Source organism: Mycolicibacterium monacense (assembly GCF_010731575.1).
In the GTDB taxonomy this organism is placed as follows: domain Bacteria; phylum Actinomycetota; class Actinomycetes; order Mycobacteriales; family Mycobacteriaceae; genus Mycobacterium; species Mycobacterium monacense.
Genome location: NZ_AP022617.1, coordinates 2,471,386 through 2,487,310 on the forward strand (window position 1 = coordinate 2,471,386; position 15,925 = coordinate 2,487,310).

Genomic DNA, 15,925 nt, shown 5'->3' on the forward strand with positions numbered 1-15,925 from the left:
ACACTGAGGGGGAAACGGACATGTATCTGAGCGCCGAGCGGGTCGCGGTGGCCAACAACGCGATTCAACGGACCTTCGAGCAGACCTGTATCGCCTGGCAGGCGATACCGCAGTGGGACATCGGCGACCCCGGCGCCGTGGAGGTCCGCAACGACGTCGTCGACAACCCGGGGTATCTCACGCTCGGTCACGCCGAAGAGCCATTCGAGTTGACACTCGCCCAGATCGGCGCCCCGACACCCGACGCGGTGCTCACCGAGGTGATCGCGGCGACCGCGAAGGTCGCGGCGAAGGTGGACAAGGCGGTGATCGACGAGCTCAAGGCGGCCAACGTCGCCGCGAACGTCGAATTGACCGCCACCACGGCCACCGTGCTCCAGTCGGCGCTGATCGACGCGCGGGTGAAACTCGAAGACAATGGTTTCCGCGCGCCTTCATGCCTGCTGACCAATACCGTCGGTCTCAAGGCGATCAGCGCGTTGAACAACGGATACTCCCTGTTGGAGCTGTTGCTCGAATCGGCGAACATCAACAGCCTGCACCGTGTTTCGCAACTCGACGCGGGAGACAAGATCAAGATGGTCCTGCTGGGGCGCCGACAACGGATCGCGCACGGCGGGGCGGTCGACGCATCACCGGGCGAGGAACCGGTGGACATCGCGGTGAGCATGCCGCCCTGCCTCGAGATCGTCGGCGAGGTCGACGACGCCAAAGTCCGCGTCGGGGTGCGGGTTCGCTTCGCGACGCGGGTGAAGGACAAGAACGGCATCGCAGGAATCGTCGACGAAGCGCCATGACGTCGACCGTTCCCGATACCGACCGCGCAGTGGACCCGCTCGAGGACTACCTCGCGCTGTGCAAGGAGACCTGCGACCGCGAGATCGAGCGGCTCTATTCGTCCGGGCGGCCCGGGTCGGGCTTCGAGGCACTGCTCCTCGACTATCCCCGCCGCGGCGGCAAGGCGCTGCGGCCGGCGCTGAGCATCGCGGTCTGCCTCGGTCTGGGCGGTCAGCTGGATGCGATCCTGCCGACCGCGGCAACGCTCGAGCTGTACCACAACGCCTTCCTCATCCACGACGACATCGAGGACGAATCCTGGTGGCGCCGCGGCAAACCCACGATGCACATCGACCATGGCATCCCGATCGCCGTCAACGTCGGTGACGCCATGCTCTCGCTGTCGTTGCAGCCGCTGTTGGACAACGTCGAACGCATCGGGCTCGGGCCGGCACTGCGCATCCTGCGCGCCGTCGCCCACATGACCCGCAGGACCGTGGAGGGTCAGGCGATCGAGCTCGAATGGGTCAGGTCCAACGCCTGGCGGCTCGACGACGCCGACTACCTCACGATGGTCGAGCTGAAGACCAGCTGGTACTCGTTCATCACACCGCTGCAGGCGGGGGCGATCGCCGCCGGTGTCGACCCGAACCGGCTGGAGCCGCTGGAGTCGCTCGGCCGGCACCTCGGGGCGGCCTTCCAGATCACCGACGACCTGCTCAACCTGCGGGCGGACCCCGAGGAGTACGGCAAAGAGATCGGCGGCGACCTCTGGGAGGGCAAACGGACCCTGATGCTGTTGCACACACTGCGCACGGCACAACCCCAGGACCGGATACGCGCCCTGCAGATACTGGCCCGGCGCCGCCCGGCCGGCCTGGAAGCCGGGCTCGCCGGGTTACTCGACCGGCTGACCGCCCGCGGCGAACTGTCGCCGACGGGCCGCGCCGAGATTGCGGCCCGCTTCGACACCGCGGAGGCCAAGAGCCTCGATGACATCCAGTGGTTGTACGAGCTGATGCACGACGTCGGATCGCTCGGGCACGCCCGGGAGGTGGCCGCCCGGCACGCGCAGCAGGCCGCGGCCGTGCTGGCCGGTCTGGACTGGTTTCCGCCCAGTCGGCACCGTGAGGCGTTGACCCACCTCGTCGACTATGTGCACGGGCGGACCCGATGACCCCGGAAGCCCTGGTCGGCATGCTGGCCGAACTCGAACGCATCCGCACACTGACCCTCGATCTCGTCGAACGTGCCGCCCCGTCACTGCATCCCGAACCGGCCGACGAAGCCACCGGCCCCGAGCGGTCCGCATTCGATCTGCTCCTCGGGGCCCGCCGAGCGGTGCTCGGCAACCCCGCGGCCGCCCGGGCGGTGCACGATCTGCTCGTCGCCGAGGGCCGCCGCTATGCCGGCACCAGCGAGGGGGCGCGGCTGCGTGACGCGCTCGTCAGCTCCGAAGGGGTCGAGAATCTGCGCCGCATCTGGGAGACGGTCAGCCTCAACGTGCTCGACGGTCCGGCCGCACCCGGCGCCGCTCCGGACGCGTGGTCCGATCTGCTCGCCGACGCGCTCATCGGGCGCGGCCTCGACGACTCGATCCTGGCCCGACTGCGCCCGCAGGGGTTCGCATGACGCTCACCGATCCTCGCGAGGCACTGGCAGACCAGAGCAGCTTCATCGGTTACCTCCTCGGTCTCACCGGTGTGGCGCACCTCGTCCGCGCGTTGGCCGACGATCCTCGGCATCACGAGACAGGTGTTCCGGCAGACGATTTCGTTCATCTGCTCCTCGGTTTCGCGAGTATCGGACGGACCATCGAGCACCTCGGTGCGCCGTCGGTCCCACCGGTGGACCCCACGCCGTCCGGCGCGACGCAGATCCGGTGGTTGCGATGACCGCGGTGCTCACCAACAGCGATTTCCTTCGCGCCCCCGTGCTCGCCACCGCACGGCCCGAGGGTTTCAAGGAGTGGCACCACTTCGTCGTTCACGGCCCGGATCAGCGGCTGTTGGTGAACTTCAGCCTCACCGACGAGACGCGGTCGACCGGCCGGTCGCGGCTGGTGCCGCGGGTGATCGTGATCGCGCACGACCGGCAGTGGAGCGGCGCCGTGGAGCGCTTTGACACCTCCGAACTCGACGTCTCGCCCGACCTCGGCGGCCTGTCGATCGGCGGTAACCGGCTGACCGTGCGGCCAGACGGCTACGACGTGTCGCTCGATCTGCCGGACCACGGCATCCACGGCGCACTCCACCTCAGGTCGGTGAGCAGACCGTTCGTCGTCAACAACCAGCCCGTCGGGGACGGCACGATGTGCTGGCTGTTCGTGCCGAGGCTGCGCGCCGACGGGTGGGTGCAGATCGGCGGGCGGGAACACCGGATCCGCGATGCCCTCGCCTACCACGACCACAACTGGGGCCGGTTCCGCTGGGGCGGTGATTTCGGCTGGACGTGGGGAACCCTTCTGCCGCGGGACCCCGACGATCCGTGGTCGTTCGTCTTCCTGCAGATGACCGACCGGGCGCGGCTGCGCTGCCTGTCCCAGGCGCTCTACGTCTGGCACCGCGACGAACCCGCGGCGATCTTCCGGCATGCCGCCGTCAGCACGCACAGCCACGGGGTCCTCGGCCGCGCCCCGGACTGCACACTGCCTCCTCCCATGCGGCTGCTCCTTGACGGGCGGATGCCCGGTGTCCCGGAACGCGTCGAGGTCAACGCACACCGGGCCGGCGACACCGTGTGCGCCGAGTTCCGCCCGCACTCCTACGCCCGCCTGGCTCTGCCGAGCGAGGTCCGCCTCGACGGCGCGACCGTGCTCTGCGAGGCGAGCGGTACCGCCCGCGTGACCGGATCCGTCCGCGGTGTGGATTTCGACGTCGTCGGCGCCGGTGTATTCGAGTTCCTCCATGGCTGAACCGGTTTCGTCGCTGCTGCGCCGCTCCGTCGACCACCTCGCCGACGAGGTGCCCGACAGCTACCGGCTGCTGCTCGACAGGCTCGGCCCGCTGGTCGTCGAACTCGACGTCGACGGCGAAGTGTTCTCGATGCGCGGCGGGCACGGCCTCGAGGTGTCCGACGGCCCTGCGCGCGAACCGGGTGCGCGCGTCGGCACCTCGCGAACCGCCATCAACGACCTGCTCAACGCCCGAACGGGACTCGACGAGGCCGTGGAGGCCGGCGCCGTCCGGGTGGCCGGTTCCCTCGAGCACGTCCTGCGGGCGCACGACACCCTGCTGGCCTACGTGCACGCCGCGGTGCGGGCGCCGTCGCAACCCGCCCTGCTGGCCGCGCTGCGGACGGGGGTGTCGTGACCGAACCCATCCCCACACCGGCCTCCTGCCGACGGCGCCGCACGGTGGCGGTGCTCGGCGGTGGCATCGCGGGCCTGACCGCAGCCCATGAACTCGCCGACCGCGGATTCGACGTCACCGTGTACGAACCGCGCCATGACGAACGTATCGGGTTGGGCCCCGAACCGCCGTCCTGCTACCCACCGGTGAAATTGGGCGGGCTGGCCGCCTCGCAGTACTCGACGGTGGGCACTCACGACGGCAGCAACGCGGAACTGAGACCGTTTCCCGGCCGGCGGGGGGCGCCGCGCAAACCCGGTCGGGCCGTCGCCGGTGAACATGGGTTCCGCTTCTTCCCGGCGTATTACCTGCACATCTGGGACCTGTTCCAGCGCATCCCGGTCTATGAACGAATCGAACTGCCCGGCAGCGACATCCGCTTCCTGCCGACCTCGCGCACCGTGCTCGACAACGTCCGCCGGGTCGTCACGCAGGGCACCACCGTGGAAGGCAAACCCTCGCTGGTGTTTCCGCGCGAAGCACCCCGCAGCCTCGCCGAATTCCTGGGCACGGTGAACCAACTGAGGGAGCTGGGCTTCACCCAGGCCGACGTGAGCACGTTCGTGAGCAGGTTGCTGCGGTACCTGGTGACCAGCCCGCACCGGCGAGCCAGGGAACTGCAGAACCTCTCGGCCTACGACTTCTTCGTCGGCCGCGACAGCGCGACCGGGGTCCCACGGTTCTCCTACACCCCGCAGTTCGACACCGTGCTGCGCGAGATGCCCAAGGTGCTCGCGGCTTTCGACTCGAACTGGGGCGACGCCCGCACCAACCTCACCACCTACCTGCAACTGCAGTTGCAGATGGATCGCCGCGACAACAAGGCCGACGGGGTGCTCAACGGCCCCACCACCGAGTCGTGGTTCGACCACTGGTACCGCCACCTGACCGCTCTCGGTGTGCGTTTCGTCCGCGCGGTGGCCAACCGGATCGACGCACTGCCCGTCGATCCCAGCCTGCCACCGCACCGCCGAGCGCGGGTCCAGATCACACTGGCCGACGGGACCCGACTGACGCCCGACTACGCCGTCGTCGCCGTCGACGCCCCGGAGGCCGAGCGGGTCACCGCTCCCCTGCGCACCGCGGCCTGTGGTGGAACCGTCTCGGAACTGGAGGGTTTCACCACCTCCGTCCCACCGGCGACCGGGCCCCTCGAGCCCGCCGCGACCCGCACCGCGGCCCGGCGCAATCCCTATGCACTGGCCGAGATGGGCCGGGTGCCCTGGGACCGGTTCCAAACCCTCGGCGGCATCCAGTACTTCTTCGACACCGAATTCCAACTGCTCCGCGGGCACATGTACTACTCGGGAACCGAATGGGCGCTGTCGTCGATCAACCAGCACGGCATGTGGGAGCGGCGACCGATGCTGGCCCAAGACGGACATGTCTCCGTATTGTCGGTCGACATCGGCGATTTCAACGCCCCGTCGCGGCGCCTCGTCGACGCCGACGGTCACGGCAAGGCCGCCCGCGACTGCACCGCCGACGAGATCGCCGCCGAGGTGTGGCGCCAGATCGTCACGGCGCTCACCAACAACGTCGACAGACCCCCGGAATCGCTGCTGCCGACACCGGCCTGGTACGCGCTGGACCGCGGGTTGATCATGGCGGACGGACCCGGACAGGGCACGGGCCCGCCGGTGCTCAACGAAACCCCTTATCTGGTACCGATCATCGGGGACTGGCCGAACCGGCCCGGTGGCGATCCGTGGAATCCGCACGGCACGTCCTACGTCGGTGTGCCGACCGAGGAGGCCTGGCGCGAAGACCTCGAACTGCGCAACGTCTGGCAGGCCCGCCACGGCGGCTATCAGGTGCACAACAATTCGGTCGTGTTCGCCGGCACCTGGGCCAAGACGTTCACCCGCATGACGTCGATGGAAGCGGCGTGTGAATCCGGACGGCATGCGGTCAACGCGATCCTCGACCACTACATCTGGGTCGAATCGGGCGGTCGTGACCGGCGCGAGAAGACGACGCTCAAGTGGCGGTTCCCCTACGGTTTCCTCGACCAGGGCCAGTCGACCCCGATCCGGATGCCGACCCCGGCCGGTGACTACTGCTACGTCTTCGACATCGAGAACCGAGAGCCGTCCGACACGCGCGCCCTGCGGGTCCTCGATTCACGGTTCTCCGAGCGGTCGCTGCCCCATCCCTTGGACACGCTTGTCCCACCCACAGGAGGAATTCCGATGACCATGCCGCCGTTCGGGCCGTTCGACGCGAACCAGCAACTACTCGCCTTCCTGCAGGCGTGGCGACAACTCCTCGAGCAGTGGACGGCCCTGCTGTCCGGGGCGGGTACCCCGTTCCCGATGCCGGCCCCGCCGGGGACCGCGAACGCCCCTGCGCCCGCGCCGGCCGACTACTCCCAGCAGTTGTTCGGCCAGCTCCAGGCGTGGCGTCGCTACCTGGAGCACGCCGCGGGTGCGACACCGCAGACCGCTTCACAGGCCCCGGCACAGCAGTCGGGTGGCGGCCAGGAGTCGGCCGCGTCGGGGTCGTCGTCCGGACCCACGGAACCGCCGGAGTACTTTCCGCAGCTCGACGACTACTGGGGTTCGGCGGATCCCGCCACCCAGTGGGGCAAACGGCAGCAGAAGGTCATCCGGCCGCCCGACGACGACTGGGGCACGGTGGGTATCCCGTTTCGCGATCTGGCCGGTGGACTGGACGTCGGTCGGCCGCCGCAGGGCCCCACGCCCCCGCCCGACCGGTGGAGCGGTCAGACCGGCCCGCTCGAGTCACCCGCCGCGCGTACCGTGCGCTCGGCGTTCCGCGACGTCACCACGGGAGCGGATCCCGCCGCTGCGCGGCAGGTCGCCCCGAAGTCGCTCTATCGCGACGTCATGGGCGAAATCCGCGGCGGGGACTGACTATTCGCCGTCCTTCTTCGGTTTGGCGTCGATACCCGACTCCCTGCGCTGCTGCGGGGTGATCGGCGCGGGCGCACCGGTCAGCGGATCGGCTCCGCCGCCGGACTTGGGGAACGCGATCACCTCGCGGATCGAGTCCATCCGCGCCAGCAACGCGGTGATGCGGTCCCAGCCGAAGGCGATACCACCGTGCGGCGGGGCCCCGAAGGTGAAGGCGTCCAACAGGAATCCGAACTTCTCCTGCGCCTCGTCGTGTTCGATGCCCATCATCGCGAACACCCGCTCCTGCACGTCGCGGCGATGGATACGGATCGAGCCGCCGCCGATCTCGTTGCCGTTGCAGACGATGTCGTAGGCGTCGGCCAGCGCACCGGCCGGGTCGGTGTCGAAGGTGGCCTCGGACTGCGGCTGCGGCGCGGTGAACGCGTGGTGCACCGCGGTCCACGCCCCGGAGCCGACCGCGACGTCACCGGCGGCCGTGGCGTCCTCGGCCATCTCGAACAGCGGCCAGTCGACCACCCAGGTGAAGGCCCACGCGTCGGGGTCGATCATGTCGAGGCGTTTGGCGATCTCGATGCGCGCGGCGCCCAGCAGCGCCCGCGACGACTTGGGCGGGCCGGCCGCGAAGAAGATGCAGTCGCCGGGGTTGGCGCCGACGTGGGCGGCCAGGCCGTCGCGTTCGGCGTCGGTGAGGTTCTTGGCGACGGGCCCGCCCAGCGTGCCGTCGTCGCCGACCAGTACGTAGGCCAGCCCCTTGGCGCCGCGCTGTTTGGCCCACTCCTGCCAGCCGTCGAGGGTGCGGCGCGGCTGCGACGCCCCGCCGGGCATCACCACGGCGCCGACGTAGGGCGCCTGGAAGACCCGGAAGGTGGTGTCGGCGAAGAACTCCTTGCACTCGACGAGTTCGAGGCCGAACCGCAGATCGGGTTTGTCGGTACCGAACCGGCGCATCGCCTCGGCGTAGGTGATGCGCGGCAGCGGGGTGGGCAGGTCGTGGCCGATGAGCGCCCACAGCGCCTTGAGGATCTCCTCGGACACCGCGATGACGTCGTCGGCGTCGACGAAGCTCATCTCCATGTCGAGCTGGGTGAACTCGGGTTGACGGTCGGCGCGGAAGTCCTCGTCGCGGTAGCACCGCGCGATCTGGTAGTACCGCTCCATGCCCGCGACCATGAGCAGCTGCTTGAACAGCTGCGGGCTCTGCGGCAGCGCGTAGAACGAACCGGGCTGCAACCGCGCGGGCACCAGGAAGTCCCGCGCGCCCTCGGGGGTGGACCGCGTCATCGTCGGTGTCTCGATCTCGACGAAGTCGTGGCGCGCCAGCACCTCGCGCGCGGCGGCGTTCACCTTCGACCGCAGCCGGAGGGCTTTGCCGGGGCCTTCGCGGCGCAGGTCGAGGTAGCGGTATTTCAGCCGGGCCTCCTCACCGGCCTCGTCGTCGAGCTGGAACGGCAGCGGGGCGCTCTCGCCGAGCACGGTCAGCGAGGTGGCGTTGACCTCGATGCCGCCGGTCGGGATCTCGGGGTTCTCGTTGCCCTCCGGACGCACCTCGACGACGCCCTCGACGGCCACGCAGAACTCGGCGCGCAACCGGTGGGCCGCCTCGAGCACCGCACCCTCGCGGAAGACCACCTGCGACACCCCGGACGCGTCGCGCAGGTCGATGAAGATGACACCACCGTGATCGCGCCGACGAGCCACCCAACCGGCCAGCGTCACGTTCTGACCGGCGTCGGCGGGTCGCAGCGATCCGGCGGCATGACTGCGCAGCACAAAAAACTCCTGGGGAATGGGTGGGGCGGGACAACGGCACAGTCTAGTTGGGGGCCGTGGCGCGTCCCCGGCGGTAGCTTGGGCGATCGTGACCACCCGCATCGCACTCGTCGGGCCCGGCGCCATCGGCGCCACCATGGCGGCCCTGCTCCACGAGGCGGGCCGGCCGGTGCTGCTGTGCGGTCGCACCGCCCGCAGCTCGCTGGAGGTCCGGCCCGACGACCGGGAGCCGATCGTGATACCGGGTCCGGTGCACACCCGATCCCGCGGATGTCGACGGCCCGGTCGACGTGGTCCTGCTGGCGGTCAAGGACACCCAGAACGAGGCGGCCGCACCCTGGCTGAGCCGGCTGTGCGGCTCGCGCACGGTGGTGTGCGCACTGCAGAACGGTGTCGAGCAGGGCGAGCGGGTCGGCCGCTTCTGCCCGGATGCGACGGTGGTGCCCGCCGCGGTGTGGATGTCCGCCGAGACGTCCGGGCCGGGGCAGGTGCGGTTGCGCACCGACGCCCGGGTGGTGCTGCCCGCCACCGAGGCCGCGGCGATGCTGGCCGACACGCTCGCGACACCGCATCTGAGCGTCGCGTGCGATCCGGACTTCGCGAGCGCGGCGTGGCGCAAGCTGCTGGTCAACGCCGTGGTCGGCCTGATGGTGCTGACCGGCCGCAGGTCGGGGATGTTCCGCCGCGACGACATCGCCGCGCTGGGTCGCCGCTACCTGGCCGAATGCCTGGCGGTGGCCCGGGCCGACGGGGCTGCGCTCGGCGACGAGGTGGTGGACGAGGTGATCGGGATGCTGGCCGCGGGACCGCCCGACATCACCACGTCGATGCTCACCGACCGGGAGGCCGGGCGCGCGCTGGAATGGGACATCCGCAACGGGGTGATCGCCCGCAAGGGCGCCGCGTACGGCATCGCGACGCCGATCAGCGACATCGTGGTGCCACTGTTGGCCGCGGCCGGAGAGGGGCCCGGCTAGACAGCTTGGGCTACCGTGTATGGCCATGCACTCCTGCGAGCGCGTCGACCTGTCCTTCGTCGACTCTGCGCCGTACCGCTTCGTCAGCACCGTCGATCTGGCGATCACCCCCGAGCAGGTCTTCGAGGTGCTCGCCGACGCCGAGTCGTGGCCGCACTGGGCGACGGTGATCACCAAGGTGACGTGGACGAGTCCGGAACCGCGCGGCATCGGCACCACCCGCACCGTGCACATGCGCGGCGGAATCGTGGGCGACGAGGAGTTCCTGGCCTGGGAGCCGTTCCGCCACATGGCTTTCCGCTTCAACGAAGCATCGACGGGCAGTATCGCGGCGTTCGCCGAGGACTACCGCGTGGTCGAGACACCGGGTGGCTGCCACCTGACCTGGGTGATGGCGATGAAACCCAACGGCGCCGCCGCCCGGATCGGCATGTCGCTCGGCCGACCGGTGATGGGCCGGCTGTTCCAGCGGTTCCTGCACAATCTGCGCCGCTACACCGACCAGCGGTTCGCCCGCTAATAGACCCCGCTCCACGCGCTGCGCCGCACCACGTCCGGGTCGTCGACGGAGTCGTCGCGCATCGAGCGGATCACTCGGGTGCGGCGGCGGACGGCGTCGTAGCGCGGCCAGTCCTCACGCCACTGCTCGCCGGATGCCCATCCGCGGGTCGCGAAATCGAGCCAGGTGCGTTGCATTCGTCGGCCCACCGACGGCAACACCCGTCGGCCCAGCGGGTGCAGCTTGCGCCCGAGGTACGACGCGTAGCTGTGCTGGACGTGCACGATCTCGCTGCCGTGGGTGGCGCCCAGGCGCAGCGCCCGCAGCGTCCAGGTCGTGTGGTCGAACCGGTAGACGTAGGTGGCCGCCGCGGCGCTGTAAGCGTCGGTGAACGCCCATGTCGGCCCGCCGAACATCACGTCGGAGCCGATCGCGACGAGGGCCTGGCGCCGCGGGTAGTCCGGGTAGGCCGCCAGGATCCGCTCACGGGCATCGGGTGCGCACCTGGCGAACCACGAGTCCACCCCGGCGGGGGTCGTCGGCAGCATCGGCGGCCTACCCCACGCGAACATGGACGCCTCGTGGCTGTTGGTGCCGACGATCAGCGGCACCGGCCGGGCCGCACCGGCGCGCGCGGCCGCGATCGGGTGGGCGGGCAGCAGGTCGACACCGTGGGTGAGGCCGTAGGCGAGGGTGGGCGTCTCGGCGACGCTGTCGAGTTGCAGCAGGCCCGCCGCCCGGCGCAATGACCGCTGCGGTGCCGACTTGACCTGCTCCGGGTCGAGGTTCAACAGTTCGAGGAACCGTGTCGCCCGGTCCGCGCGGGTCTCGCGGTCGGCGATCAGCGGCAGCGCCGGGCTCTGCGCGATCGCCCGCGCGAACAGGCCGTCGGCGGCGGGGCTGGCGAGCAGCGCGAGCACCGACGTCGCGCCGGCCGACTCGCCGAACACGGTGACCCGGTCGGGGTCTCCCCCGAACGCGGCGATGTTCTCGCGCACCCAGCGAAGCGCCGCGATCTGGTCGCGCAGCGCGAGGTTGTCGTCGAAACCGTCACCCAGCGCGCTGAGGTCGAGCCCGCCGAACACCCCGAGCCGGTAGGTGACGTTGACGACCACGACGCCACCGTTGGCCGCCAGCCGCGACCCGTTGTAGAGCTGCAGTTGGCCGGCCCCGTAGACGAACGCCCCGCCCGGGATCCACACCATCACCGGTAGCGCCGCCGTGGTGTCCGGGGACCAGACGGTCAGCGTCAGGCATGCCTCGTCGCGGTGCTTGGGGTCGTCGCGGCCGCCCCCGACGAACGAGCGGCCCTGCGGCGGGATCGGGCCGTGCTCGAGCGCATCGCGCACACCGCTCCACGGTTCGGGCGCAACGGGTGCGGCGAACCGCAGTTCACCCAGTGGCTGGCGGGCGTACGGGACGCCCCGCCACACGTGAACGCCGCCTTCGTTGGTGCCCCGCAACCGTCCGAGCGCGGTGTGCGCGACGGTTTGAACTTCGGCGACGGCGGACACACCCGAATCGTAGTGTGGGAGGGTGAACACCGGCGCTGGGTCGGAGCGCCTCCCCGAGCGCGGACGGAGTGTGCGATGACCTTCAACGAGGGCATGCAGATCGACACCAGTACCACCTCGAGCAGTGGCGGCGGGCGCGGCGGCGGACGCGGAATCGCGGTCGGTGGGGGCATCGGTGGTCTGCTGATCGTGGTCGTCGCGCTGTTCCTCGGTGTGGATCCCGGCACGGTGTTGCCGGAACAACAGCAGATCGGCACCGAGGGCGTCCAGGCGCCGGGCTTCGACCTGAGCCAGTGCAAGACCGGTGCCGACGCCAACGAGTTCGTGCAGTGCCGGGTGGTGGCGACCGGCAACTCCCTCGACGCGGTGTGGTCGCAGCTCAAACCGGATTACACGCGGCCGCAGGTGGAGATCTTCTCCGGGAGCGTGGACACCCGCTGCGGTCCGGCCACCAGCGCGGTCGGCCCGTTCTACTGCCCGGCCGATCAGACCGCCTATTTCGACACCGACTTCTTCGACGTCCTGAGGGATCAGTTCGGTTCCAGCGGTGGACCTTTCGCCCAGGAGTATGTCGTCGCCCATGAATTCGGCCACCACGTGCAGCAACTGCAGGGTTCGCTCGCACGAGCGCAGGAGGATCCAGAGGGACCCACCGGCGGCGGGGTGCGCACCGAGTTGCAGGCCGACTGCTACGCGGGTGTGTGGGCACACTATGCGGCGGTCACCACACAGGAGAGCACCGGCGTCCCGTTCCTGGAACCGTTGACCGACAAGGACATCGCCGACGCGCTGTCGGCCGCATCGGCGGTCGGTGACGACCGGATCCAGGAGGCCGCGACCGGCCGGGTCAATCCCGAATCGTGGACCCACGGATCGTCGGAGCAGCGGCAGAAGTGGTTCACCGTCGGCTACCAGACCGGCGATCCGACGAAGTGCGACACGTTCGCCACGAACGATCTTGGTTAGGCCACACACGGCGGTCGATGCCGTCGCCGAACGCTACCTCGACACCCTCGCCGCGCTGGATCCCTGTACCGCAACCGAACTCGGCATCGCCGGCGGCGACCGCAACTACGACGAGGACATCACCGACTACTCCCCCGACGCCGTCGCCGCACGGGCCGAGGCCGCCCGTTCGGCGCTCAAGGAACTGCGCGCCGTCGTCGCGGTGGACGAGACCGACGCGGTGACCGCCGACGCGATGCGCGAACGACTCGGGGTGCTCATCGACATCCACGAGGCCGGACTCGACATCGGCGAACTCAACGTGATCGCCTCACCGCTGCAGACCATGCGGGACGTGTTCGACCTGATGCCCACCGACACCGCTGACGACTGGACGGTGATCGACCGGCGACTGGCCAAGCTGCCCGAGCGGGTGCCCGGCTACGCCGAGGCGCTGCGCACCGCCGTGGCCGAAGGTCGTCCACCGGCGATCAGGCAGGTGCAGCGCGGCGTCGAGCAGGCCGCCCAGATCGAGCAGTTGTTCCTCGACATGGTGTCCGGCGCCGCGGTCGCCCCCGCGCTGCGAGCCGACCTCGACCGGCACGCCGCCGCCGCCGCGGAGGCCTACCGGGGCCTGGGCCGGGTGTTGCGCGAGGACATCGCCCCGTACGCCCGCGAGCGCGACGCCTTCGGCCGGGACGCCTACCGGCTGATGTCACGGTCGTTCCTCGGCACGGAGGTCGACCTCGACGAGACCTACGCCTGGGGTCTCGAACACCTCAACGCGATCGTGGCCGAACAGGAGACCGTCGCCGAGCGGCTGTATCCCGGTGCGGGCGTTGCCGAGACGATCCGCCGCCTCGACGAGGAACCGCGGTATCAGGTGCACGGCACGGATGCGCTGCAGGCGTGGATGCAGGATCTGTCCGACCGCGTGGTGGACGCCCTGGCGGACACGCATTTCGACATCGACCCGGCGTTGCGCAACCTCGAGTGCCGGATCGCCCCCACCCACACCGGCGGCATCTACTACACCGGCCCTTCGGAAGACCTCACCCGTCCCGGTCGGATGTGGTGGTCGGTGCCGCCCGGTAAGCAGACCTTCCACACCTGGCAGGAGACGACGACGGTGTTCCACGAGGGGGTGCCCGGACACCACCTGCAGATCGGGCGCGCCGTCGTACTCGCCGACCGGCTGAACCGGTGGCGCCGGTTGGGCTGCTGGGTGTCCGGCCACGGTGAGGGCTGGGCGCTCTACGCCGAGCGGTTGATGGCCGAACTGGGGTGGCTCGACGACGACGGCGCACGGATGGGCATGCTCGACGCCCAGGGGTTCCGCGCCGCCCGGGTGGCGATCGACATCGGCGTGCATTGTGAACTCACCGCCCCCGACGGCGGAACGTGGGACGCCGACCGGGCGTGGGATCTGCTGGCCGCGCACTGCGCACAGTCGGAGAAGACACGGCGTTTCGAACTCGACCGGTACCTCGGCTGGCCGGGGCAGGCGCCGTCCTACGCTGTCGGACAACGCATCTGGGAGCAACTTCGGGAAACCATGCTGGCTCGCAGCATGACGCTCAAGGACTTCCACAGCCGCGCACTGGATCTCGGCGGCCTCCCGCTCGACGTGCTGCGTTCGGCGCTGGTCGGCGAACTCGCATGACACGCGCGGACGATCCGATCGAACCGGATACCAAGGACTGGACCTGGGTGCTGTCGCGGCCGTGCCCGGAGTGCGGCTTCGACGCCTCGGCGGTGCACCACAGCGATGTCGCGGACATGATCCGTCGCGACGCCGACGAGTGGATCCGCCGACTCGAGACGCCACACGCGGCCGTCCGGCCCCGGCCCGGGGTGTGGTCGACACTCGAGTACGGCTGCCACGTGCGCGATGTGCACCGGATCTTCAACGAGCGGGTGACGCTGATGCTGACCCAGTACGAACCGTTGTTCGCCAACTGGGACCAGGACCAGACCGCACGCGACGACGACTACGCGGGACAGAACCCGAGTGTGGTGGCCGGTGAACTGTTCGACGCCGCGGTGACGGTCGCCGACACGTATGCCTCGGTGCCGCCGGACGGGTGGTCGCGATCCGGGCTGCGCAGCAACGGCAGCGAGTTCACCGTCGCCTCGATCGCGCTGTACCACCTGCACGATGTGGTGCACCACGCGTGGGACGTCGACGAACACTGATCACAGAACGACGACATTCGACGGCGGCTCGAATGTCGTTGACTACAAACGATTCTGCGTGGCGATCGAGTTGTCGGTGGTGCGCAGCGGCCGGATCAGCGCGTCCTGGCTGAACGAGGCGATCAGTTCCCCCTCCTCGGTGTGCACCGCACCGCGCACGTACGACATGCCCGCACCCACCTGTGTGCTCTCGTGGCTGTAGAGGAGCCAGCCGTCCCAGCGCACCGGTTCATGGAAGCTCACGCTGATCGTCATCGGCGCCGTCGACACGGTCAGGTGCGCCTGGGCGGTCCCGATCCCCTCATGGGCGCGCATCGTCGTCGAAATGCCAAGGTGACCGGTGAAATAGGCGATCAGGGCCTTGGCCAGATCATCGCGCTGCGGGATCGGATCGTAGTGCAGCCAGGCGTAGAGCTCAGGAGGTCCGACCTCGTCCGGGCTGTTGACGTCGACCACGTCCACCAATCGCACCTGCCGGCCCACCATCGGCATCCCGCCGTCGTTGGCCTCGGCCGGCGGGACCACGGCCGGACGTGGGAGATGATGGCGGATCACGTCGCCCGACGGCACGTCGGTGAACACCGTGACGCTGATGCAGCGCTTGCCGTTCTGCGATGCGGACACCACCGCGGTGGCCGTGGACCGCCCCTCGGACACCACGTCGATCTCGAACTCCACCGGCGGGCCGACCAGGACCACCCGGGAGAACACGGCGTACGCCGAGCGCACCGACTTGTCCGGGAACCGCTTGGCCACCGCCACGATCGCCTGCGCGAGTACCTGCGTGCCTTCGACCACCTGCCGCTCATCGGCCGCGGCCACGCCGGTCTGGGCGGTGAACCGGTCGTCGCCCGCGGGCTGGGCGTCGAACAGGTCGAGCAGCATCTCGACCGTCCACTGCGCCGCGGTGGTGTCCTGTGTTGATTCGGTGGTCATATCGTCTGGCCCCTGTTCCGGTTGTCTTCGGTGCACCCTATCCAGAAGCTACATAGCCTTCTGCGAAAGCGGTAACGTCATT

The 15,925-nt window shown here is 69.7% G+C and carries 14 protein-coding genes and 1 pseudogene; 12 read left to right on the forward strand and 3 right to left on the reverse strand.

Going from position 1 to position 15,925, the window contains the following annotated elements:
• The first annotated feature begins 20 nt into the window (after positions 1-20).
• From G6N49_RS11730 to G6N49_RS11750, 7 genes are read left to right on the forward strand one after another with little or no spacing between them, the layout of a single operon-like run.
• Positions 21-797 carry a hypothetical protein gene (locus G6N49_RS11730; RefSeq protein WP_011559711.1) on the forward strand — a complete coding sequence of 259 codons (777 nt, stop codon included), beginning with the start codon at positions 21-23 and terminating at the stop codon, positions 795-797.
• Positions 794-1,954 (forward strand): polyprenyl synthetase family protein, encoded by a 1,161-nt coding sequence (locus G6N49_RS11735; protein WP_011855517.1) that lies wholly within the window; start codon positions 794-796, stop codon positions 1,952-1,954. The genes G6N49_RS11730 and G6N49_RS11735 overlap by 4 nt, the downstream gene beginning before the upstream one ends.
• Positions 1,951-2,409 (forward strand): hypothetical protein, encoded by a 459-nt coding sequence (locus tag G6N49_RS29270; protein WP_179967749.1) that lies wholly within the window; start codon positions 1,951-1,953, stop codon positions 2,407-2,409. Before G6N49_RS11735 ends, G6N49_RS29270 begins: the two co-directional genes overlap by 4 nt.
• Positions 2,406-2,672, forward strand: a complete 267-nt coding sequence (locus G6N49_RS29275) for a hypothetical protein (RefSeq protein ID WP_179967750.1) — start codon at positions 2,406-2,408, stop codon at positions 2,670-2,672. Before G6N49_RS29270 ends, G6N49_RS29275 begins: the two co-directional genes overlap by 4 nt.
• Positions 2,669-3,691, forward strand: a complete 1,023-nt coding sequence (locus tag G6N49_RS11740) for a hypothetical protein (protein ID WP_179967751.1) — start codon at positions 2,669-2,671, stop codon at positions 3,689-3,691. Before G6N49_RS29275 ends, G6N49_RS11740 begins: the two co-directional genes overlap by 4 nt.
• Positions 3,684-4,088 carry a hypothetical protein gene (locus G6N49_RS11745; RefSeq protein ID WP_011559708.1) on the forward strand — a complete coding sequence of 135 codons (405 nt, stop codon included), beginning with the start codon at positions 3,684-3,686 and terminating at the stop codon, positions 4,086-4,088. The genes G6N49_RS11740 and G6N49_RS11745 overlap by 8 nt, the downstream gene beginning before the upstream one ends.
• A complete protein-coding gene (locus G6N49_RS11750; protein ID WP_011559707.1) occupies positions 4,085-7,003 on the forward strand; it encodes an FAD-dependent oxidoreductase in 2,919 nt (972 codons plus the stop codon). Before G6N49_RS11745 ends, G6N49_RS11750 begins: the two co-directional genes overlap by 4 nt.
• On the opposite strand, the gene aspS is transcribed toward G6N49_RS11750, so the two are convergent.
• On the reverse strand, positions 7,004-8,776 hold the full coding sequence (aspS, locus tag G6N49_RS11755; RefSeq protein ID WP_011855515.1) for an aspartate--tRNA ligase: 1,773 nt from the start codon (positions 8,774-8,776) through the stop codon (positions 7,004-7,006). It abuts the gene before it with no gap.
• An 88-nt stretch (positions 8,777-8,864) separates the two neighbouring features.
• Here aspS and G6N49_RS11760 point away from each other — a divergent pair.
• Both G6N49_RS11760 and G6N49_RS11765 read left to right on the forward strand, forming a co-directional pair.
• Positions 8,865-9,753, forward strand: a pseudogene (locus G6N49_RS11760) (oxidoreductase).
• Positions 9,754-9,772: 19 nt separating this feature from the next.
• Positions 9,773-10,273: an SRPBCC family protein gene (locus G6N49_RS11765; RefSeq protein WP_011559704.1), complete on the forward strand. Its 501-nt coding sequence runs from the start codon at positions 9,773-9,775 to the stop codon at positions 10,271-10,273.
• Here the strand turns inward: G6N49_RS11765 and G6N49_RS11770 are convergent.
• Positions 10,270-11,766 carry a carboxylesterase/lipase family protein gene (locus G6N49_RS11770; protein ID WP_011768211.1) on the reverse strand — a complete coding sequence of 499 codons (1,497 nt, stop codon included), beginning with the start codon at positions 11,764-11,766 and terminating at the stop codon, positions 10,270-10,272. The genes G6N49_RS11765 and G6N49_RS11770 overlap by 4 nt on opposite strands.
• A gap of 75 nt (positions 11,767-11,841) precedes the next feature.
• On the opposite strand from G6N49_RS11770, the gene ypfJ reads away from it, so the two are divergent.
• From ypfJ to G6N49_RS11785, 3 genes are read left to right on the forward strand one after another with little or no spacing between them, the layout of a single operon-like run.
• Complete coding sequence (gene ypfJ / locus G6N49_RS11775; protein ID WP_011768210.1) at positions 11,842-12,732, forward strand: KPN_02809 family neutral zinc metallopeptidase; 891 nt, start codon at positions 11,842-11,844, stop codon at positions 12,730-12,732.
• A complete protein-coding gene (locus G6N49_RS11780; protein ID WP_011855514.1) occupies positions 12,725-14,374 on the forward strand; it encodes a DUF885 domain-containing protein in 1,650 nt (549 codons plus the stop codon). The genes ypfJ and G6N49_RS11780 overlap by 8 nt, the downstream gene beginning before the upstream one ends.
• Positions 14,371-14,907: a DinB family protein gene (locus G6N49_RS11785; protein WP_011855513.1), complete on the forward strand. Its 537-nt coding sequence runs from the start codon at positions 14,371-14,373 to the stop codon at positions 14,905-14,907. Before G6N49_RS11780 ends, G6N49_RS11785 begins: the two co-directional genes overlap by 4 nt.
• 42 nt (positions 14,908-14,949) lie before the next feature.
• Here G6N49_RS11785 and G6N49_RS11790 read toward each other — a convergent pair whose 3' ends face one another.
• On the reverse strand, positions 14,950-15,843 hold the full coding sequence (locus G6N49_RS11790) for an acyl-CoA thioesterase (RefSeq protein ID WP_011559699.1): 894 nt from the start codon (positions 15,841-15,843) through the stop codon (positions 14,950-14,952).
• Between the last annotated feature and the right edge of the window lie 82 nt (positions 15,844-15,925).